The 20044-nt window shown below is 70.8% G+C and carries 18 protein-coding genes; 11 read left to right on the forward strand and 7 right to left on the reverse strand.

Annotation, left to right across the window (positions count from 1 at the left end; all coding sequences use genetic code 11):
• Nucleotides 1-255 precede the first annotated feature (255 nt).
• Entirely contained in the window at nucleotides 256-795 is a 540-nt protein-coding gene (locus ABGA98_RS27535) for an NAD(P)H-dependent oxidoreductase (protein WP_347621307.1), read from the reverse strand.
• Nucleotides 796-1309: 514 nt separating this feature from the next.
• On the opposite strand from ABGA98_RS27535, the gene ABGA98_RS27540 reads away from it, so the two are divergent.
• Entirely contained in the window at nucleotides 1310-3319 is a 2010-nt protein-coding gene (locus ABGA98_RS27540; protein WP_347621308.1) for a zinc ribbon domain-containing protein, read from the forward strand.
• A 25-nt stretch (nucleotides 3320-3344) separates the two neighbouring features.
• Here ABGA98_RS27540 and ABGA98_RS27545 read toward each other — a convergent pair whose 3' ends face one another.
• Together ABGA98_RS27545 and ABGA98_RS27550 are read right to left on the reverse strand one after the other, a co-directional pair.
• Complete coding sequence (locus tag ABGA98_RS27545) at nucleotides 3345-5309, reverse strand: AarF/UbiB family protein (RefSeq protein WP_347621309.1); 1965 nt, start codon at nucleotides 5307-5309, stop codon at nucleotides 3345-3347.
• A 57-nt stretch (nucleotides 5310-5366) separates the two neighbouring features.
• Nucleotides 5367-6296, reverse strand: coding sequence for an acyl-ACP desaturase (locus ABGA98_RS27550; protein ID WP_347621310.1), 930 nt, complete (start codon nucleotides 6294-6296; stop codon nucleotides 5367-5369).
• Nucleotides 6297-6373: 77 nt separating this feature from the next.
• Here ABGA98_RS27550 and ABGA98_RS27555 point away from each other — a divergent pair, with 77 nt between their 5' ends.
• Nucleotides 6374-6823 carry an NUDIX hydrolase gene (locus ABGA98_RS27555; RefSeq protein ID WP_347621311.1) on the forward strand — a complete coding sequence of 150 codons (450 nt, stop codon included), beginning with the start codon at nucleotides 6374-6376 and terminating at the stop codon, nucleotides 6821-6823.
• Between the two features lie 3 nt (nucleotides 6824-6826).
• On the opposite strand, the gene ABGA98_RS27560 is transcribed toward ABGA98_RS27555, so the two are convergent.
• From ABGA98_RS27560 to ABGA98_RS27570, 3 genes are all read right to left on the reverse strand, one after another.
• Nucleotides 6827-7249, reverse strand: a complete 423-nt coding sequence (locus ABGA98_RS27560) for a hypothetical protein (protein WP_347621312.1) — start codon at nucleotides 7247-7249, stop codon at nucleotides 6827-6829.
• A gap of 114 nt (nucleotides 7250-7363) precedes the next feature.
• A complete protein-coding gene (locus tag ABGA98_RS27565) occupies nucleotides 7364-7987 on the reverse strand; it encodes a hypothetical protein (RefSeq protein WP_347621313.1) in 624 nt (207 codons plus the stop codon).
• A 43-nt stretch (nucleotides 7988-8030) separates the two neighbouring features.
• Nucleotides 8031-8810 carry an HAD-IIA family hydrolase gene (locus ABGA98_RS27570; RefSeq protein ID WP_347621314.1) on the reverse strand — a complete coding sequence of 260 codons (780 nt, stop codon included), beginning with the start codon at nucleotides 8808-8810 and terminating at the stop codon, nucleotides 8031-8033.
• 110 nt (nucleotides 8811-8920) lie between these two features.
• Here ABGA98_RS27570 and ABGA98_RS27575 point away from each other — a divergent pair, with 110 nt between their 5' ends.
• From ABGA98_RS27575 to ABGA98_RS27610, 8 genes are all read left to right on the forward strand, one after another.
• Nucleotides 8921-10117: a M20 family metallopeptidase gene (locus ABGA98_RS27575; RefSeq protein WP_347621315.1), complete on the forward strand. Its 1197-nt coding sequence runs from the start codon at nucleotides 8921-8923 to the stop codon at nucleotides 10115-10117.
• A 1-nt stretch (nucleotide 10118) separates the two neighbouring features.
• Nucleotides 10119-11087: a zinc-binding alcohol dehydrogenase family protein gene (locus ABGA98_RS27580; RefSeq protein ID WP_347621316.1), complete on the forward strand. Its 969-nt coding sequence runs from the start codon at nucleotides 10119-10121 to the stop codon at nucleotides 11085-11087.
• A 162-nt stretch (nucleotides 11088-11249) separates the two neighbouring features.
• Complete coding sequence (locus ABGA98_RS27585; RefSeq protein ID WP_347621317.1) at nucleotides 11250-13070, forward strand: ABC transporter substrate-binding protein; 1821 nt, start codon at nucleotides 11250-11252, stop codon at nucleotides 13068-13070.
• Between the two features lie 12 nt (nucleotides 13071-13082).
• Nucleotides 13083-14093, forward strand: coding sequence for an ABC transporter permease (locus tag ABGA98_RS27590; RefSeq protein ID WP_347621318.1), 1011 nt, complete (start codon nucleotides 13083-13085; stop codon nucleotides 14091-14093).
• Nucleotides 14090-14989: an ABC transporter permease gene (locus ABGA98_RS27595; RefSeq protein WP_347621319.1), complete on the forward strand. Its 900-nt coding sequence runs from the start codon at nucleotides 14090-14092 to the stop codon at nucleotides 14987-14989. Before ABGA98_RS27590 ends, ABGA98_RS27595 begins: the two co-directional genes overlap by 4 nt.
• Before the next feature lie 2 nt (nucleotides 14990-14991).
• Nucleotides 14992-15990 (forward strand): ABC transporter ATP-binding protein, encoded by a 999-nt coding sequence (locus ABGA98_RS27600; RefSeq protein ID WP_347621320.1) that lies wholly within the window; start codon nucleotides 14992-14994, stop codon nucleotides 15988-15990.
• Entirely contained in the window at nucleotides 15987-16997 is a 1011-nt protein-coding gene (locus ABGA98_RS27605) for an ABC transporter ATP-binding protein (protein ID WP_347621321.1), read from the forward strand. The genes ABGA98_RS27600 and ABGA98_RS27605 overlap by 4 nt, the downstream gene beginning before the upstream one ends.
• A gap of 11 nt (nucleotides 16998-17008) precedes the next feature.
• Entirely contained in the window at nucleotides 17009-17872 is an 864-nt protein-coding gene (locus tag ABGA98_RS27610) for a GNAT family N-acetyltransferase (RefSeq protein ID WP_347621322.1), read from the forward strand.
• A 68-nt stretch (nucleotides 17873-17940) separates the two neighbouring features.
• Here ABGA98_RS27610 and ABGA98_RS27615 read toward each other — a convergent pair whose 3' ends face one another.
• Nucleotides 17941-19068 (reverse strand): DUF1343 domain-containing protein, encoded by a 1128-nt coding sequence (locus ABGA98_RS27615; RefSeq protein ID WP_347621323.1) that lies wholly within the window; start codon nucleotides 19066-19068, stop codon nucleotides 17941-17943.
• A 57-nt stretch (nucleotides 19069-19125) separates the two neighbouring features.
• Here ABGA98_RS27615 and murQ point away from each other — a divergent pair, with 57 nt between their 5' ends.
• Nucleotides 19126-20025: an N-acetylmuramic acid 6-phosphate etherase gene (gene murQ / locus ABGA98_RS27620; RefSeq protein ID WP_347621324.1), complete on the forward strand. Its 900-nt coding sequence runs from the start codon at nucleotides 19126-19128 to the stop codon at nucleotides 20023-20025.
• Nucleotides 20026-20044 lie beyond the last annotated feature (19 nt).

Genomic DNA, 20044 nt, shown 5'->3' on the forward strand with positions numbered 1-20044 from the left:
GGTCTACAGTGTCGGCCACGGCCATCACGCGATCGTCAGATGTCTTCACAAACTCCGAATGATCACGTGGTGGCCGTCTTCATGCCACCTCCAGGCCCAAGATCGCGAAGTGTCACTGGAGTACTAGGGCGGCCCTCAGGGCGACCCTCAGGGCGACCCTCAGGGCGACCCTCAGGGCGACCCTCAGGGCGACCCTCAGGGCGACCCTCAGGGCGACCCTCAGGGCGACCCTCAGGGCGACCCTCAGGGCGACCCTCAGGGCGACAACGAGAGCACAGGTTCCAGGATCCCGGCGGGGCAGAGTTGACGGATCACCGCGCGCACCTGGTCCCGCAGGGCGGCGGGCCTGAGGCGTCCGTACTCGTCGAAATGGGGGCAGGCGGGGGAGATCACCAGCTCGGCGCCCATGACGACCGCCCCGGCGCTCTGGAGCCGCTTGTAGAGCTCCGCCTGGGCCCACATGGCGCCGCAGGCGCGGGCGCTGGCGCTCATGACCGCGACGTGCTTGCCGGACAGGCCGTCGCGGGCCGCCATCCAGTCCAGCGCGTACGCCAGCTCGGGCGGCAGCAGGCTGTGCTCGGGCGCGGTCAGCAGCACGGCGTCACCGGAGGCCACCAGGCGGGCCAGCGCGCCCGCCGGCGCGGGAACCGGACCTCGGGTGTACGGCGGGATCTCGGCCAGCCCGCGCCACTCCTCGAAGGCGATGCCGGGGGGTAGCTCGGCGCCCGCGGCGACGAGCAGCCGGTTGATAAAGGACCCCTTGTTGAGGCTGGCCGCAATCCCGATGATTTTCACCCTCTGCTCCCAAGGGGTTCCGGTGTTACCGGGAAACTGCCCGATGCCTTGGATGTCCAAGACCATCCCTCGGTCAAGAGCCCCACAGGTTCACTAGTTTGATTAAAGATCTTTAGTGATCGTAGTAGCGTGATCGCTGTGGAACTTCTTCGACTCTCAAGGGCTGCGAAGCGTCTTGGTGTTCATCCCGTGACGCTTCGCCTTTGGGCTGACTCGGGGAAGATTCCGGTGACATGGGTCGGTCGTGAGCGTCGCTTCTCCTCGGTCGATGTCGAGGCGATGAAGGTCACGAGCGGTGCGGATGGTGTTCGCTTGGAGGCCCTGTACGTACGCGTCTCCGGTTCTTCTGGGCAGGAGTCCTCTCTTATCGCGCAGGAAGAGGAGCTGCGGGCCACCTCCAGCGGAGAGATCGTCCGTGTTTCAAGGACCGGTCCTCTGGTCTGCGGGAGGATCGGCCGGGGCTCAACCGGTTGCTGGCGGAGTCCGGGCAGTGCCCCGATGGTGGTCAGGCCCGGTGAGCCGGAAGCTGCCGCTCGCCGAGGGCGAGACCTGCCGTACCGCATGCGCCCGTGGCGTGTTGCGTACGGGAGTGGATGAGAACAGCGGTGAACTGCTCAGCTCCTCGGCGTTGAAGGAGCGTGTTGGCTGGGCTGTTGATCTGGTGTCCGGCATGGTCGTCTCGCTGGTGGAAGCGCACTGGAACGCCACTGATGTGCATGTGCTGGCCTGTGGTCGGGACGCGGGCGGCAGGAAGCTGCCGTCCCATGCCTGGATGGCGTTGCGCCGCCTGGGCTGGAGCGCGGCCGCTCCCGAGGGCGTCACAGTGAATGACCGTATCGTGCGCATGGCGCAGGAGCAGGCCGGGCGTATCCTGCGCTCGGTGACGTGGCGGGCCGACCTCACCTGCGGGGTGCTGGCGACGTGGCCCGCCGATCCGGCCAGGCGCACTGCCAAGGAGTGGGATGCCGTCCGTGAGGTGGTAGCGGGCGGGCGGCATCTGCCGGGAGGCGTCATCACGTCCCGTACCCGGCAGATTGCCGCCTTCGAGCGCAAGCATGGGCGGCTGCCCGCCGACGTGTTCGAGGCAGAGGCAGCGCCGCGCACAGCGCGGATGCTGCTGCTGCCGGCGTGCGACGGGCAGCAGGCCGGCATCGAACGCGGCGACGATCCCACGCGGGCGCTGCTGCGCCTGCAACTCCCCACCCGTCCCGACCCGCGCTCCTACCGGGACTGGACGTGGGTGTCCTGCCCGATCGCGCTGCCGCCCACGATCCCGGCCCGCGCGGTGCTGCACCTGCCCACCCTGCGCATCAGCCGGGGAGAAGTCCGCGCTGATCTCGCCTACACCCACGCGGTGCCCAAGACCCGGCGCACTGGTCACACGGTCGCACTCGGCGTGGACTGGGGCCTGAACACGCTCCTCAGCGCCGGCGCCGCCCGTCTGAACGAGGAGGGACGCCTCACCGCCCTCGGCTCCGGCGCCCAGTTCCGGGCCGCGGGCGTGCTGGCCAAGCAGCATCGGCTGCGCCGCCTGTCCGAACACCTCCACGCTAAAATCGACCACTACCAGCGACTGATCAGCCAAGACGCCGGCCATCCCCTGGCCGCCAGGCACGCGGTCCTGACCGGCGAGATGAGGGCGGTGTCGGAGCGCAGGTCGCACCTCAACCAGGCCCTGGCTTGGTCGGCCGCCCGCTGGGCCGTGGACCAGGCCATCGCGGCCGGTGCCACGGTCATCTACCTGGAAGACCTGCGCTCCATGGAAGCCAGGGGCATGGGCCGCAGCATCAACACGCGCTTGTCCCAGCAGGTACGTGGGCAGATCGCCGACCGTATGCGGCACCTGGCCGCCGAGGTGGGCATCGCCGTGGTCACCGTTCCGGCCCGGGACACCTCCCGGCGCTGCCCGCAGTGCCTGACCGTGTTGCGGCACCGCAAGGCACCCGACCGGCCCACTGCTGCGGGCTGGAAGTGGGCGATCTGCCCCGACCGCGACGGCTGTGGCTGGCAGGGCGACCGCGACATGGGTGCATGGCGGCGGATCGCCGCACGCGGCCTGACCCACCAGGCCACAACCGTGACCGACCGCGCCGGCGGGCAGATGGTCATCCGCAGCGTCGCAGACAAGCTCGAAGCCAAGGCGGTCATCACCCCGGCTGCACCACAGGCCAGCCGAAAGGACCGGTCCAAGACCGGCCCCACCCGGCGACGAACCACACGCCCCGCGCCCAGGCGACGCAGGGCACCCTCCCCCACCGGCTCATCGGGTCGGGCGGGCAAGCGTCCGGAGGGACACGCACCCACGGGCCGGACCCGGCTGCCCCGCGCAGCCCACCGGCACCAGAGCGTGACGACGATCAGCACTCCCTCCCCCAGACTCCGTCCGGAGGGCTCCCCATCCAGCCGGCACCGGCCACGCGGGGCGGCATTGGGCGCGGGCTTCCATCTCCACGCTCACGCCACCCGCCCACGATGGGCAATCCCGCTGCCAGACACCACGTCTGACACAGGATCACTTAGCTGATAAGAGACGCTTTACCGGCGAGGGCTCACAGGCGCTCGTCCGAGGCGCGGGGACGGCGGAAGATCAGCGCGAGCACGCGCAGGACGAGGATGGCCGAGATCACCAGCAGGTTGTAGCCGATGAGCTGGAACAGCGACGTCGTGCCCAGCGCGGCGGGCCCGCCGTCGATGCCGAGGAGGATGACCGCCATGATCCCGGCCGTCGCGCCGAGCACCGTGAGCAGCACCTGGTGCAGCAGGCCGGTGAGGTAGGCGCGGTCGCGGTCGTCGGCGAGCAGGCGCACGTTCATGCTGAACCTGCCGTGCTCCGCCGCGCTGGCGATGCGCTCCACACGGCGCGGGAGGCGGCGCAACATTGGCACCAGCGCGGCCAGCTCCTGGGCGACGGACTCCTTGATCGTCTCGGGGCTCACCTGCTCGGCGAGGTAGCGGCCGGCGAACGCGCGGGCCTCGCCGACGAGGTTGAAGCCCGGCGAGAGGCGGATGAGCGTGCCCTCCAGGGTGGCCAGGGCACGGAAGACGGCGGCCACCTCCGGCGGGATCGACAGCCCGTACGCGGAGACGATCCTGAACAGGTCGGTGAACAGCTGCGCGCTGTCCATGCCGCCGGCCAGGTGCCTGGCCATGAACTGGCCGAGGGCGCGTTCGAGCGCGGCCTCGTCGATGTCCTCGGGCCTCGGCACGACCTCCAGCAGCGCGTCGGTCACGCCCAGGGGATCCTGCCGGTTCATGGCCAGCAGGAACCGTTGCAGGGCGGAGCGCACGCCGGCGTCGAGCCGGCCGACCGAGCCGAAGTCGAGCAGGCCCAGCGTGCCGTCGTCGAGCAGCATGAGGTTGCCGGGATGCGGGTCGGCGTGGAAGACGCCTTCGACGAGGATCTGCCTGAGCAGGCAGTCGAGCAGGTCGCGGGCGAGTCCGGGGCCCTGCTCGCGGGTGGCCGCGGTGACCGGCCTGCCGGACAGGCGCTGCATGACGAGCACGCGTTCGGTGCACAGGGCGCTGATCGGGGCCGGGTAGGTGACGCTGCCGCCGCCTGAGGCGGTGACGGCGGCCATGTTGGCGGCCTCGACCCGGAAGTCCAGCTCCTCGCGGATGGCGGTGGCGAACCCCTCGCCCAGGTCGCGCAGGCCGAGCGAGCGGCCCCATCGGGTCCTGGACTCCAGCGTGACGGCCAGCCGCCGGACGATGTCGAGGTCCTTGGCGACGACCGCGCCGATGTCCGGCCGCTGCACCTTGACCACCACGCTCTGACCGTCGTGCAGCCGGGCGACGTGGACCTGCCCGATGGAGGCGGCGGCCAGCGGCGTCCGGTCGAACTCGGCGAACACCTCGTCGACCGGCCCGCCCAGCTCCGCGGCGAGCACCGGCTCGATCCGCTCCCACGGCGCGGGCGCCACCTGGTCCTGCAGCCGCCCCAGCTCCTCGACGAACTCCGCGGGCAGCAGGTCGCGCCGGGTCGACAGGACCTGGCCGAGCTTGACGAACGTGACCCCGCCGTCCTCCAGCGCCTCGCGCAGCGACCTGGCCAGCCGCATCTTGCCCGAGTGGTCCTCCAGGCGCTCGCCCCGGCCCCGCAGGTAGGGGCCGAGGCCGTGCCTGATGGCGATCCTGGTGATCTGCGAGTAGCGCCTGGCCCGGGAGACGCGGCCGCGCACGGAGCGGGACAACTCCAGCGGGCCCGGCACCGAGCCGGGCGGCACCAGCGCCTCGGCCAGCACCAGGATCACCATCGGGATGAGCACCACGCACATGATGACCAGCAGCAGCAACCCCAGCGCGCCCGGGCCGGGAAGCGTCTCCCGGTCGGCCGGGCCGATGAGCCCGATGATCGGCTCCAGCACCGGCTGCGCCAGCCCGAAGGCGACCAGGGCCGCCAGGAACGTGCGGACCATGCCGAACCTGACGTTCAGCAGCCGTTGCGCCGCCACGGCCAGCGCGATGACCGTCAGGAACGTGAAGAACCAGATGAGCAACTGGGCGGGGAGATCCATGGGGCGCCATCATGCCACCGGCGGGCGGCGCTCCGCGCCGGGGTCAGGTGCGGGAGGTCAGGCGCGGGCGGCGGCGCGGGCGCGGCGCTCCTCCCGGCGTTCGACGAACCTGGCGGCGGTGGCGTCGGTCCTGGCCAGGAACGCCGACAGTTCCTCGCGAGCCTGCTCGCCCTCGGCGTCCAGCCCGGTCTTGTCGAACACGGCCCACTGCTTCAGCACCGGCATGAGCACGTCGTCGAGGTGGAGGCGCAGGTCGTAGATGCCCTCGTGGGCGATGATCATGGCCTTGCGGGCGAAGCCGTCCATCCCGGTGCCCGGCATCTGGAACGTCGTGACGACGTCGGTGACCGAGCGCATGGTCTGGTTGGGGTCGAGCTCGAAGGCGGCCTTGAGCAGGTTGCGGTAGAAGAGCATGTGCAGGTTCTCGTCGGCGGCGATCCTGGCGAGCAGCCGCTCGCAGCCCTCGTCGCCGGAGGCCCTGCCGGTGTTGCGGTGCGAGATGCGGGTGGCCAGCTCCTGGAAGGAGACGTACGCGAGCTGCTGGAGCATGGTGCCGTACGCGGTGGCGAAGCCGTGCTCCATGTGGCGCATGCGGGCCCGCTCGAGGGCGACGGGGTCGACGGCGCGGGTCACGGTGAGGTAGTCGCGCAGCGCGGTGCCGTGGCGGTCCTCCTCCGCGGTCCACCGGTGCACCCAGGTGCCCCAGGCGCCGTCGCGGCCGAACGTGGTGGCGATCTCGTGGTGGTAGCTCGGCAGGTTGTCCTCGGTGAGGAGGTTGACGATGAGTGAGACGCGGGCCGCCTCGGGGATCTTGGAGTCGCCTTCCTGCCACGCCTCGCCCCCGTATATGCCGTCGAAGTCGCGGCCTTCGCTCCACGGGATGTACTCGTGCGGGAACCACTCTTTGGCCATTTTCTCGTGGCGGTCGAGCTCCCCCGCCACCACGGGCTCGAGCTCGTGCAGCAGCTCCGTCTGCGTCATCGCCATAAAAGATCTTCTCCTTCAGGTTACGGTACCGTAGGTTAGGCTACCCGAAGGACATACCGGTCAAATAGGGTGGCCGTATGCGACCGAGTGTCCGGGGCGTCCTTCTCGACGACGACGAGCGGCTGGTGCTCTTCAGGCGTACGGTGCCGGGCCGCGACGTCTACTGGTCGGTGCCGGGCGGCCACGTCGAGCCGGAGGACGCCTCGCTGGTCGACACGTTGCGCCGCGAACTGCTCGAGGAGCTCGGCGCCACCGTCTTCGGCGTGACCCCGCTGACCACCGTGTCGTACGCGTGGAAGGACGCGGTCAAGACACAGCACGTCTTCGGCTGCCGGCTGGCCACGATGGACCCCGGGCTGCGGCACGGGCCGGAGTTCGAGGACCCGTCGCGCGGAGTGTACGAGGTGGTGCGGGTGCCGCTGGAGCGCGAGGAGATCACCACACGCCACCTGGTGCCCGAGGCGGTGGCGGACTATCTGTCGTCCGCCATCACCCGGCTCCCCCGGCTCATCGGCCAGGACGCGTGACCTTCAGTCGTTCTCACGCCGCTTCAGCAGGCGGTCGAGCTTGATGCCCAGATCGGTCATCTCGGACCGCAGGGAGTTGAACTCGTGCTCCAGCCCCGACCGGACCGCCGCGAACTCGTCGGCGACCAGGCCCTCACCCGCCTCCGGACCGGGCGGCCAGGCGCTCACCTCCCGCCGGATGGCCGCGATCTCGGTCTCGACGGCCGCGAACTGCTCGACCACCTCGACCCGGCAGTCCGCGAGCGCGGACTTCACCGCCGCGACGTCCGCCCGCAGGCTCTTGGTCCGGTCGCCGATCTCGCGCAGGAACGCCTCCTGGCGGTCGGGCTCGCCGCGGCGCCCGATCGCCACGGCCCCGCGCCGGACGCCCGTCTCAAGCTCTTCGACACGGAGTTTCAGGTCGAGAATCTCCGCCCGCATGTCCACACACGCCTACCTCTGCCATGACCGGATGGGAACGCGGCCGCCGGTACCGGCGGCCGATTTCTGTCATCATATGGTCACAGCGTGTAGCCGTGTCCGGTGTTCTCCGTAAACGGCTCAGCGCCGGTCCTCGATCTCCCAGAGGTGGTCGATGACGTGCCAGGCGATGCGGCGCAGCGCATAGCGGGGCGGCCAGCCCGTCGTCTGGGGCGGCTCCCACGGGCGTGACAGGACCTCCGCCAGTTCCTCGCGCATCGCGTCGCGGTCGCCGCGGGATCGGTAGGGCCGGTGCCGCACGCCGACCTTCCTGGCGAAGGCGCGCTCGGCGTTCTCCACATGATCGACGATCTTCGTGAGGTCGCGCCCGCCGCCCCGCGGGCCCTTGCGCAGCTCCTCGGGCGAGGCGGCGGCTGTCTCGTCGAACAGGCCCCAGGCCGCCCGCAGCAGGGCGACGCCGCGCTCCGCATCAGGAGCGGGCAGCGGCTCGAGGTCGAGGTCGGGCACCGCGTACGGGACCCCGAAGTCGGTCATGTCGCTGCCCGGCACGCGCCCTGCCACCACCAGGTCGCCCGGCGCGAACTCCAGCCCGGCCCGCGCGGCCACCACGCGGTAGCGGGGCGCGTATTCCAGCAGCCGGTCGAGCGCCGCCTCCTCGCCCTTGGCGATCCGGCACCAGCCGGGCCAGTCGAGCGAGCAGGCGAACACCTTCTTCGGGCCGGTCTCCAGGTAAACGCGGGTCATGACGGGTGAGCCTGCCAGGTGTACCTGTCAGGGAACGTCAGGTTCAGATGAGATCGATGAGGTCGGCCACCGAGTCGACCACCAGGGACGGGCGGTAGGGGAACCGCTCGACCTGGTCGCGCGCGGTGACGCCGGTGAGGACGAGGATCGTGTAGAGCCCCGCCTCCATGCCGCACACGATGTCGGTGTCCATGCGGTCGCCGATCATCGCGGTGGTCTCGCTGTGGCCGCCGATGGCGTTGAGCGCGCTGCGCATCATGCGGGGATTGGGCTTGCCGACGAAGTAGGGGGCGACGCCCGTGGCCTTGGTGATCATGGCCGCCACGGCGCCGCAGGCCGGCAGGGAACCCTCGGTGGAGGGGCCGATCGCGTCGGGGTTGGTGGCGATGAAGCGCGCGCCGCCCTCGACGAGCCGGATGGCGCGGGTGATCTGGGTGAAGCTGTAGGTGCGGGTCTCGCCGAGCACGACGTAGTCGGGGTCGAGGTCGGTGAGCACGTAGCCCACCTCGTGCAGCGCCGTCGTCAGGCCCGCCTCGCCGATCACGTACGCCGTGCCGCCCGCCCGCTGGTCGTCGAGGAACTCCGCGGTGGCCACGGCGGAGGTCCAGATGGACGCGGGGGGCACGTCGAGGCCCGCGGCGCTCAGCCGCACCGACAGGTCGCGCGCCGTGTAGATCGAGTTGTTGGTCAGCACCCGGAAGGGTGTTCCGGACTCGCTGAGCCGTTTGATGAATTCGTCCGCACCGGGGATCGGACGCCCCTCGTGGACGAGCACGCCGTCCATGTCGGACAACCAGAAGTCGATCCGTTTACGCTCGGTCACCGCCCCATCCTACCGATGGAGCCGTACCGGCCTCCTGCCCGCGGGGTGTGGCGAACCGCCACCAGCGTGGCATGACTGGACGCGACGGCACGGACATGAACAATGGCCTCATGTCGTTCACTGAATCCGCGCAGGACATGCGGGATGAAATCGTCCAGCTCAGGCACTCGCTGCACACCACTCCGGAGATCGGTCTCCAGTTGCCCCGCACCCAGGAGAAGGTGCTGGCCGCCCTGGACGGGCTGCCGCTGGAGACCAAGACGGGCACGGCGCTGAGCTCCGTGACCGCGGTGCTGAGAGGCGGGCGGCCGGGCCCCGCCGTGCTGCTGCGCGGCGACATGGACGCGCTGCCGGTGACGGAGAAGAACGACCTGCCGTACGTCTCCCGGCTGGCGGGGCAGATGCACGCGTGCGGGCACGATCTGCACACCGCGATGCTGGTGGGAGCGGCGCGGCTGCTCAGCGCGCGGCGCGACGAGCTGGCCGGGGACGTCGTCTTCATGTTCCAGCCGGGCGAGGAGGGCCACGACGGCGCGAAGCACATGATCGCCGAGGGCGTGCTCGACGCGGCCGGCTCCCGCCCCGTGGCGGCCTACGGCATGCACGTGGTCTCCTCGATGTTGCCGCTGAAGTCGTTCGCCTCGCGGCCGGGCCCGATCATGGCGGCGGCGGACACGTTCTCCGTGACGGTCAGGGGGCGGGGCGGCCACGGCTCGAGCCCGCACCGGTCCCTCGACCCGATCCAGGCGGGCTGCGAGATGGTCGCGGCGTTGCAGTCGATGGTGACCAGGACGTTCGACGTGTTCGACCCCGTGGTCGTGACGGTGGGCAGCTTCCACGGCGGGTCGGCGGACAACATCATCCCCGACGACGCCAGGTTCGACGCGACGGTCCGGACCTTCAGCAAGGAGAACAGGACGCTGGTCAAGCGGCGGCTGGTGGAGGTCGTGGAGGGCATCGCGGCGGCCCACGGGCTGCGGGCCGAGGCGTCGTTCGGGATGGGCTACCCGGTGACGGTGAACGACGAGAGCGAGGCGGACTTCCTCGGCAGGACGGCCGGCGAGCTGTTCGGGCCCGGCCGTTACTTCGTCTCGCCGCAGCCGGTGATGGGCTCGGAGGACTTCTCGTACGTGCTGGACTCCGTGCCAGGGGCGTTCGTCTTCCTGGGGGCGTGCCCGCCCGATCGCGACCCGGCCACGGCCCCCTACAACCACTCGCCCGAGGCGGTCTTCGACGACTCGGTCCTGCCGGACGGGGCCGCGCTCTACGCCACCCTCGCCCACGAGCGGCTCGCCGGGGTCGGCTGACGTGCGCGCCTGGGTGGTGAACCGGCCGGGGCCGATGGCGTCGGGGCCGCTGGAGCTCGTCGAGCGGGAGGTGCCCGAGCCGGGGCCCGGCGAGGTGCTGGTGCGGGTGGAGGCGTGCGGCGTGTGCCGTACGGACCTGCATCTGGCGGAGGGCGACCTCGCGCCGCGGCGGCCCCGCACCACGCCGGGCCACCAGGCGGTCGGCCGGGTCGTCGGCACGGACCGGCGGGTCGGGGTGGCCTGGCTCCGCTCCACCTGCGGGAGGTGCCGTTACTGCGTCAGGGGGATGGAGAACCTCTGCCCCGGCTCCACCTACACCGGGTGGGACGCCGACGGCGGGTTCGCCGACTATCTCGTCGCGCCGTCCGCCTACGTCTATCCCCTGCCGGACGAGCCTCCCGCCGAGTGGCTGGCGCCGCTGCTGTGCGCGGGGATCATCGGCTACCGGGCGCTGGCCCGCGCCGACCTGCCGCAGGGCGGGCGGCTGGGCATCTACGGGTTCGGGGCCTCGGCCCACCTGGCCGCGCAGGCCGCCATCGCGCAGGGGGCCACGGTGCACGCCGTCAGCAGGTCCCCCGCCTCCCGCGAGCTGGCGCTGGAGCTGGGAGCGGCCTCGGCGACGGATGGCCCGCCGCCGGAGCCGCTGGACTCGGCCATCCTGTTCGCGCCGGTGGGCACGCTGGTGCCGCCGGCGCTGGAGGCGCTCGACCGGGGCGGGACGCTGGCCATCGCCGGGATCCACCTGACCGACGTGCCGCCGCTGAACTACGAGCGCCACCTTTTCCAGGAGCGGACCGTGCGCAGCGTGACGGCCAACACCAGGGCCGACGGCCGGGCCTATCTGGAGCTCGCGCTGGCCCACCGGCCGCGGGTGACGACGACTCCCTACCCCTTGGAGGAGGCCGCCAGGGCGCTGGCGGATCTGGCGAACGACCAGGTCAGCGGGGCTGCCGTCTTGGTAATGAACTGACGTTTTACTTGACGGCGCTTAGCTCCACTTCGCACACTGATGAAGGAAAGTTACATTAACCTCACAACCCCTGGAGATTATTGACGCCGGTCTGACGCGATCGTAGTGTCCGGTCAACTCCTGCAGATCCCTCAACAGGCTCGACATCCTCCGGAGCGGCAAATGAAGCGACTGGCAGCGGTAGTGGCGTTGCTGGGCCTTGCCACCGCGACTGCGGCATGCAGTGGTGGCACCACCGACAAGTCAGGCGGCTCGGGCGGTGGTGGCGGCCTGTTCACCACGATCGACGTCAACAGGCCGGGCCTCGACGCGAGCGCCCCCGCCAACCCCTGGCACCCGAAGGGTAACTCCTACCTGGGGTACAACGCGATGAAGCTGGGGTGGGTCAAGAACCACGTGACCGACCCCAACCAGTTCTACCCCGGCATCGCGGAGAAGTGGGAGATCGCGGAGGACAACTCCTCGATCACCCTGCACCTGCAGCCGAACGGCAAGTGGTCCGACGGCAAGCCGGTGACGGCCGAGGACGTCAAGCTCTCCATCGCCATCGCCTACACGCAGGGCAGCACCGCGTTCGCGATCACGCCCGGCGCGGCCGGCGCGGCGGCGGACGTGGAGGTCGTCGACGACAAGACCGTCAAGGTCACCCAGGACATGTCGAACCCGAGCTCGAAGTTCGCCCGCGGCGTCATGGACAGCCTGGTCGTGCCCGCGCACGTATGGAACAGCGTGCTGCCCGCCGACTTCTGGGAGAAGCTGAAGACCTCCAGGGGCACCGGCGACGCCGCCGAGAAGGCGCGCGAGGAGATCCTCGCCGTCGGCCAGAAGGTGCTCGCCTTCAAGCCGCCGCAGGACGTCTCCGCCGGCCCGTTCACGCTGGAGCGGGTCAACCCCGGCGAGGCGCTGCTGCTGAAGAACAAGAACTTCTACAACGCCGCCAACGTCGCGCCCGACCAGGTGAAGTTCCTCAACTACAGCGGCAACGAGCAGATCTGGAACTACCTGACCGCCGGCAAGCTCGACCAGTCCGGCTTCGTCGCCGCCCCGACCGACGTGATGAACCGCATCAAGCAGGCCCCCGGCTCCCACCTGATCAAGGGCTTCTCGCCGGTGGCCGTCGGCATGGCGTTCAACCAGTCGAAGAAGCCGTACGACAACGTGCACGTGCGGCGCGGCCTGGCCTACCTGATCGACCGCCAGCAGGTCACCAAGGTGGCCTCGCCCGAGGGCGGCACGGCGGCCGTGACGACGACCGGCATGCACCAGAAGCCCGCCCAGGAGTGGATCGGCGACGAGCTGTCGAAGCTGGAGCCGTACGCGCACGACGTGGCCAAGGCCGAGACGGAGTTCAAGGAAGCCGGCCTGCAGAAGAAGAACGGCAAGTGGACGCTGGCCGACGGGTCGCCCTGGAAGGTGACCATGCACGCGCCCTCCGGCTTCTCCGACTGGATCTCCGCGCAGGAGAACATCAAGAGCCAGCTCATCGAGAACGGCGTGGACGCCGAGGTCGTCACCGTCGCCGACTACCCGATCTACCTGGAGGAGATCGCGGCCGGCAAGTACGACGTCGGCTTCTGGCTGATGGCGCTCGGCCCGGCGCCGTACGACATCTACCAGCGCCTCTACGGCGCCTCCAACGGCTGGACCAACGTCGCGGGCAAGGTCGAGCACAGCCCCGCCGGCAAGGCCGGCAACTGGATGGGCAGCGCCGAGGAGATCGACGTCGAGGGCGTCGGCACGATCAACCCGGGTGAGCTGACCGGCAAGCTCAACGCGGCCTCCGCCGAGGAGGCCAAGCCGATCATGTCGCAGCTCGCCAAGGCCGCCAACCAGGACCTGCCCGCCATCCAGCTCTGGGACTACGTGAACACGCAGTTCACCAACACCAGCCGCTTCACCGGCTGGCCCGAGCAGGACAGCGACCTGCTGCGCCTGCCGGCCGGGGTCTGGATCCAGCTCGGCCTGGTCAAGAAGAAGCAGTAAGAGAAAGAGCCTATGACGGTCATCGCACGCCGACTCGCGGGCCATCTGGCCCGCGGGATCGTCATGATCCTGGTCGTCGCCACGATCAGTTTCTTCATCGTCAGGAGCATTCCCGGTGACCCGGTCGCCGCGAACGTGCAGAAGCTGATCGAGCAGGGCATGGCGCCCGAGGCGGCCGAGCAGGCGACCCGCGTGTTGTACGGGTTCCAGCCCACGGGCTCGCTCTGGGAGCAGTACACCGACTACATGGCGGGCCTGCTCACCTTCGACCTGGGCCAGTCGGTGACCCACGCCGGCGCCCCGGTCACCGAGGTGCTCGGCGAGGCGGCCAAGTGGACCGTGCTCCCGGTGCTGGCGGGCACGCTGCTGAGCTTCCTCGTCGGCATCATCCTGGGCGTCTACGCGGCCATCAAGCGCACGGGCAAGCTCGGCGACGTCCTGGCCGTCTCGGGGTCGCTGCTGCACGGGGTGCCGCAGTACGTGCTGGGCCTGCTGCTCAGCGCGATCTTCGCGACGCTCATCCCGATCCTGCCCGCCGACGGCCCGGTGGACATCCTCTACGAGCCCGGGTTCAACGCCGGCTACATCGGCTCGCTGGCCGAGCACGCGGTGCTACCGGTGGTGACGTACGCGCTGGCCGCGTACGGCGGGTGGATCCTGGCGATGAAGTCGAGCGTGGTGACCGTGCTGGGCGACGACTTCATCCTGGCCGCCGAGCTGCGCGGGATGAAGCGCTCGATCATCTTCAGGTACATCGCGCGCAACGCGATCCTGCCGCTGTTCACGATCCTCGCGCTGTCGCTGGGGCTGCTGCTCGGCGGCGCGGTGTTCATCGAGCGCATCTTCAACTATCCGGGGCTCGGGCTGCTGCTCCTCGACAGCATCACCATGCGCGACTACGCGCTGATGAGCGGGGCGTTCCTGCTGATCACGGCGGCCATCATCGTGGCCAACATTCTCGCGGACCTGTTCTACAGCGTGATCGACCCGCGGGTCCGCAGCGGTGAGGAGGCCGGCGCATGAGTGTGCTGCTGGAGAGCACGTCGACGAGCGCCGCCATGCGGCGCAACTTCTGGTCGGGCGTGTGGCGCGTCATGAAGCGCAAGCCCAGCCGCCTGGTGGGCGTCGTGCTGATGGCCGGGTTCGTCTTCATGGGCCTGTTCGGGCCGCTGTTCTACCCCGACCCGCTGCCCCGCGACCCCGCCATGCTCACCAGGCCGCCGAGCTGGGAGCACTGGCTCGGCACCGACGACCAGGGCAGGGACGTGATCGCCCTGGTGGTCACCGGCTCCCGGTACGTCCTGCTGGCGGCCCTCGTCACCGCCGTCATCACGGTCGTGCTGGGCACCGCCATCGGGCTGTTCTCCGGCTTCAAGCGGGGCCGCTGGGACACCGTGCTCATGCGGCTCACCGACATGAAGCTGACCATCCCCGGCCTGCCGCTGCTGCTGGTGTTGTCGACGGTGTGGAAGTTCAACAGCGCCGTGCAGATGGGCCTGGTGCTGGGGCTGCTCAGCTGGGGCGGCGTGGCGCGGGCCGTGCGGGCGCAGACCCTGTCGCTGCGCGAGCGCGGCTTCATCGAGGCGGCGCGCGGGCTCGGGCTGTCCACCACGCACATCGTGGGCAAGGAACTGCTGCCGAGCATGGCCCCGTACATCGCGATGAACATGCTCATCGCGATCACCGGCGGCGTCTACTCGCAGGTCGGGCTCTTCTTCCTGGGCGTGTTGCCGTACGAGTCGAACAACTGGGGCCAGATGCTCAACACGGCCGTGTTCCGCTCGGGGGCGTTGACCGTGCCGAGCGCGCTCGGCTTCCTGCTGGGGCCGCTGCTGGCGATCCTGCTGCTGACGCTGGCCATCGTGCTCGTGGTCGACGCCATGGACGAGATCTTCAACCCCCGGCTGCGTGAGGAGTGACCGTGACGAGGACTGCGCCGGGAGTGCGCATCGACGGCCTCACGGTCGTCTACAAGACACCCGCGGGCGAGCTGCCCGCGGTCAGGGACGTGGACCTGACGCTGGAGCCCGGCACCATCACCGGCATCGTCGGAGAGTCCGGCTCGGGCAAGTCCACGCTGGCGCTGTCGCTGCTGAACGCGGTGCAGCCGCCTGGCCGGATCTCGGCGGGCAGCGTCGAGATCGACGGGCTCGGCGACGTGGTGGGCCTGCGGAACGAGCAGCTGCGCAAGGCGCGTGGCAAGCACATCGGCTACGTCTTCCAGGCCGCCCAGAACTCACTCAACCCGCTCAAGACCGTCGGCAAGCAACTGCTCGACCTGGGCCGCTCGCACGGCGTGGACGACCTGCGCGCCCTCGTGCGCGAGGCCAAGGAGCTGCTCGGCCGGATGGGCATGGACGGCGCCAGGGTGCTCGACTCGCACCAGCACGAGCTGTCCGGCGGCATGCGCCAGCGGGTCGGCATCATGCTCGCGCTGGTGCTCAACGCGCACCTGGTGGTGCTGGACGAGCCGACGACCGCGCTCGACATGATCACCCAGGCGAACATCCTGAAGATCGTCCGTGAGGTGCACGCGGAGCGCGGCCTGACGACGCTCGTCATCACGCACGACATCGGCGTGGTGGCCGAGGTCGCCGACCGGCTGGCCGTCATGTACGGCGGCCGGCTCGTCGAGCAGGGCCCGACCAGGGAGGTGCTGGGCGCGCCGCGGCACCCCTACACCAGGGGCCTGATCAGGGCCATCCCCCGGCTCGTCGGCGACATCGACGAGGCCCAGGCGCTGCCGGGACGGCCGCCGACGCTGGCCACGGTGCCGGACGAGGGCTGCGTGTTCAGGGAGCGCTGCCCGCTGCGCATGGACGTGTGCGACACCATGGACCCCGAGGCCCGTACCGACGACGGGGCCGGCGGGCCGAGGACGGTGGCCTGCCACGCCGTGACCGTGAAGGAGCACGCATGATCACCGGGACCGGCATCGTCAAGACGTTCAAGCAGCGCGGCAAGGTGCTCGGCGCCCGCGAGGTGCAGGCGCTGCGCGGCGTCGACTTCGCGATCCCGAAGGGCGGCGCGGCCTCGTTCATCGGCGAGTCCGGATGCGGCAAGACGACGCTGGGGCGCATCATCGCGGGGCTGGAGACGTACGACGCGGGCGACGTCGTGATCGGCGAGGTGCCGATGTCGCCGCTCAAGCCGAAGCAGCGCCAGCCGCACTTCCGCAAGATCCAGATGATCCACCAGGACCCCTACTCCGCGCTCAACCCGACCAGGACGGTCCACCAGACGCTGCACGCGCCGCTCAGCCTGCGGGCCAGGCAGACCGGGCGGTCCAGGGCGTGGATGGAGGAGCGGGCGGCCGAGGTGCTGTCGCTGGTGGGGCTCGATCCGGGCTCGGTGTTGTCGCGCTACCCGCACCAGCTGTCCGGCGGCATGCGGCAGCGGGTCGTCATCGCCAGGGCGCTGACCGTCGACCCCGAGATGCTCGTCGCGGACGAGGCCGTCTCGATGATCGACGTGTCACTGCGGCTCGGCATCCTGGCGCTGCTGAAGGACCTGCGCGAGCGGCTGGGCGTGAGCGTGCTGTTCATCACGCACGACGTGGCCACCGCCCGCTACATCGGCGGCGACGGCGAGCTGTACGTCATCTACCGCGGCCAGGTCGTCGAGCGCGGCCCGGTGGACACGATCATCGCCGACCCGGTGCACCCGTACACGCAGTCGCTGCTGTCGGCCATCCCGGTGCTGCACGGCCTGGAGCGGCCGGGCGAGCAGCCGGTGGAGCCGCTGGAGTCGCTGGACGAGAGCCAGGCCGACGAGGGCTGCCTGTTCGCCCGCCGCTGCCCGTTCCGCGGCGAGCGGTGCGAGGATGAGCGGCCGCTGCTGCGGCTGACCGGGGGCGTTCCGCAGGAGCACGCGTGCTTCTTCCCCGAGCGCCGCAGCGTGATCGCCCGGCCTATGAGCGAGGTGTGATGGCGCCCGTCGTGCGTGTAGCCCCGTGGTCCTCAGGTTCGTCCGCCGGGCTCGCCGAGGCGGCCGAGGTCGCCACCGCGGCGCTGACGCTGGACACCGCGGAGGCCGAGGCCCTGATCGGCTACCTTTCGCGGCCCCCCGCCGAGCGGAAGTGGACGGCGCTGACCACGGACGGCGGGGTCGTGATGACCTCGATGTCGGCCACGGACCCGGCCGGGCACATCGATCTGCTGGCCGTGCACCCGTCGGCGCGGGGCCAGGGGCGGGGGCGTGCGCTGGTGCGGGCCGCCGAGGAGTGGCTGGCCGGGCAGGGCGCCCGGCAGGTGCGCTTCTCCGGCAACACGCCGTGCTACGCCTGGCCGGGCATCGACGTGCGCTACACCGCCGCCGCCTGCCTCGCCGAGCGCCTCGGGTACGAGAACTACTCCGTCGCCTGGAACATGACGGCCGACCTGAGCATGGACCTGTCCGTGGAGGACGACCTCGAACGGCTGGCGCGGCAGGGCGTGAGCGTGCGCGCGGCCGGCGGCGACCGCGAGCGGGTCACGGCGTTCGTGCGCGAGCACTTCAACGAGTCGTGGGCCTGGGAGGCGGCGCACGCCGCCGACGTGCACTACGGCGAGCGTGACGGCCGGATCTTGGGCTTCGCCGCATGGGGGGCGCGGCCCGGGTGGTTCGGGCCCACGGGCACCGCGCCGGACGCGCGCGGCCTGGGCCTCGGGCGGGTGCTGCTGCACAGGTGCCTGGCCGACCAGCGGGCCGCCGGGCAGGCCGAATCCCAGATCGGGTGGGTCGGGCCGTTGCGGTTCTACTCGCGCGCCGTCGGCGCGCGAGCGGAACGCGTCTTCTGGCTCTACCGGCGCGATCTGGCGTGATGGCCCGCGGCCGTGGACATCTCGACATCCAAGGGGGGCCGTCGCACACGGCCCCCGCAGGCGCGCGTTCAGCCCTCCGCGGGGCCGCCGTAGAGCAGTGGGCCCTCGGGGTGGGCCGGGGGCGGGCACAGCTCGCGGGGGTCCTCGCCGGCCTCCATGGTGCGGGTCAGCGCGTCGGAGCCCCACAGGTGGTCCATGAACAGGTCGGGGCCCCACCAGCGCAGGTCGCCGGGGTAGAGGGTGCGGGCCACGTGCAACATCGACAGTCCCGTCAGCACCGGCCGGAACGCGTGGCGGTCATGCACGTGGAGCTGGACCCCGCGGACGGGCGTGCCGGCGTGCTTGTGGAACGTGGGCGTGAACCACGTCTCGCGGAAGCGCACGCCCGGCAGGCCGAGCCCGGCCAGCGCGGGGGCGAACCGCCCGTCCACGTACGGCGCCCCGACCAGCTCGAACGGCCTGGTGGTGCCGCGCCCCTCGGAGAAGTCGGTGCCCTCGAACAGGCCGGTGCCCGGGTAGACGAGCGCGGTGTCCACGGTCGGCATGTTGACCGACGGCATCACCCAGGGCAGCCCGGTATCGGCGTACGTCATGTCGCGCCGCCAGCCCTCCATCTCGATCACGTGCAGGTCCAGGTCGAACCCGAACAGCACGGCCAGCTCCCCCACGGTCCTGCCGTGCCGCACGGGCAGCGGGAACCGCCCCACGAAGCTGGCGAACGCCGGGTCGAGCAGCGGGCCCTCCTCCACGGTGCCGCCGAGCGGGTTGGGCCGGTCCAGCACCACGAACCGCAGGCCGAGCCGGGCGGCGGACTCCATGAGGTCGTACATGGTCCAGACGTAGGTGTAGAAGCGGGCACCGACGTCGGCGATGTCGAAGACCAGGGTGTCCACCCCGGAGGCGGCGACGACGCGGTCCAGCGCCTCGCCCGAGAGCTTGTGGGTGTCGTACACCGGCAGCCCGGTCCTCTCGTCCACCGTGTCGCCCTCGCTGCCGGCCGCCTGCGCGGTGCCGCGCATGCCGTGCTCGGGTCCGAACACGGCGGTGAGGCCGGCGCCCGCGGCCATGAGCGCGTCGGGGGTGGGGGTCAGGTCGGGGAGGATTCCGGTGGGGTTCGTGATCAGGCCGAGGCGGGTTCCCCCTGCGAGCGAGGGGGTCGTGGCCAGCCGTTCTGCTCCGGTGCGTACGTGGGTCATGAACCCATTGTCTGAAAGATATTTACAAGAGAGAAGTAAAGGGTGGAAATTAGCGTCATGATTGATCCGCTACCCGAGCTGTCCACCGAGCAGAGCGATCCCCGCTACAGCCAGATCGACCGGCTGCCCACCGAGGAGATCGCCCGACTGATGAACCAGGCCGACACGGCCGTGCCCGCCGCCGTGGCGGCGGCCATCCCGGCCATCTCGGCCGCCATCGACGCCATCGCGGCGCGGATGGCCGAGGGCGGCCGGCTGCTGTACGTCGGCGCGGGAACGTCGGGACGGCTGGCGGTGCTCGACGCCAGCGAGTGCCCGCCCACGTTCGGCACCGACCCTTCGCTGGTGCAGGGGATCATCGCCGGCGGGCCCGAGGCGCTGACCCGGTCCGTCGAGGGTGCGGAGGACGACGCGGAGGCCGGGGCCGCCGCCATCAAGGCCCTGGAGGCCGGGCCGCTGGACTCGGTGCTGGGCGTCTCCGCCAGCGGCCGGGCCCCTTTCGTGCTGGGCGCGCTGGCGGAGGCGGCCGGTCGCGGCGCGCTCACCGCCGCCCTGTCGTGCAACGCGGACGCGCCGCTGTCGGCCGCCGCCGAGCACGCGATCGAGGTGGTCGTGGGGCCCGAGGTGGTGACCGGCTCGACCCGCCTCAAGGCCGGGACGGCCCAGAAGCTCGTGCTGAACATGATCTCCACGATCTCCATGGTCAGGCTCGGCCGCACGTACGGCAACGAGATGATCGAGATGTCGGCGATGAACAACAAGCTGGCCGGGCGGGCGCTGCGCATGGTCAGGGACATCACCGGAGCCGACCGGGAGACGGCCGTGGCGGCGCTGGACGCGGCCGGCGGCCAGGCGAAGATCGCCGTGCTGATGATCCAGCACGGGCTCGACGCCGAGGCGGCCCGCGCGCTGCTGGAGTCGCACGGCGAGCGTCTCAGCGACGCGCTGAGCGGCTGAGGCCGCCACACCACCACGG

It is taken from the genome of Nonomuraea sp. B1E8, from assembly GCF_039871515.1.
Classification (GTDB): domain Bacteria; phylum Actinomycetota; class Actinomycetes; order Streptosporangiales; family Streptosporangiaceae; genus Nonomuraea.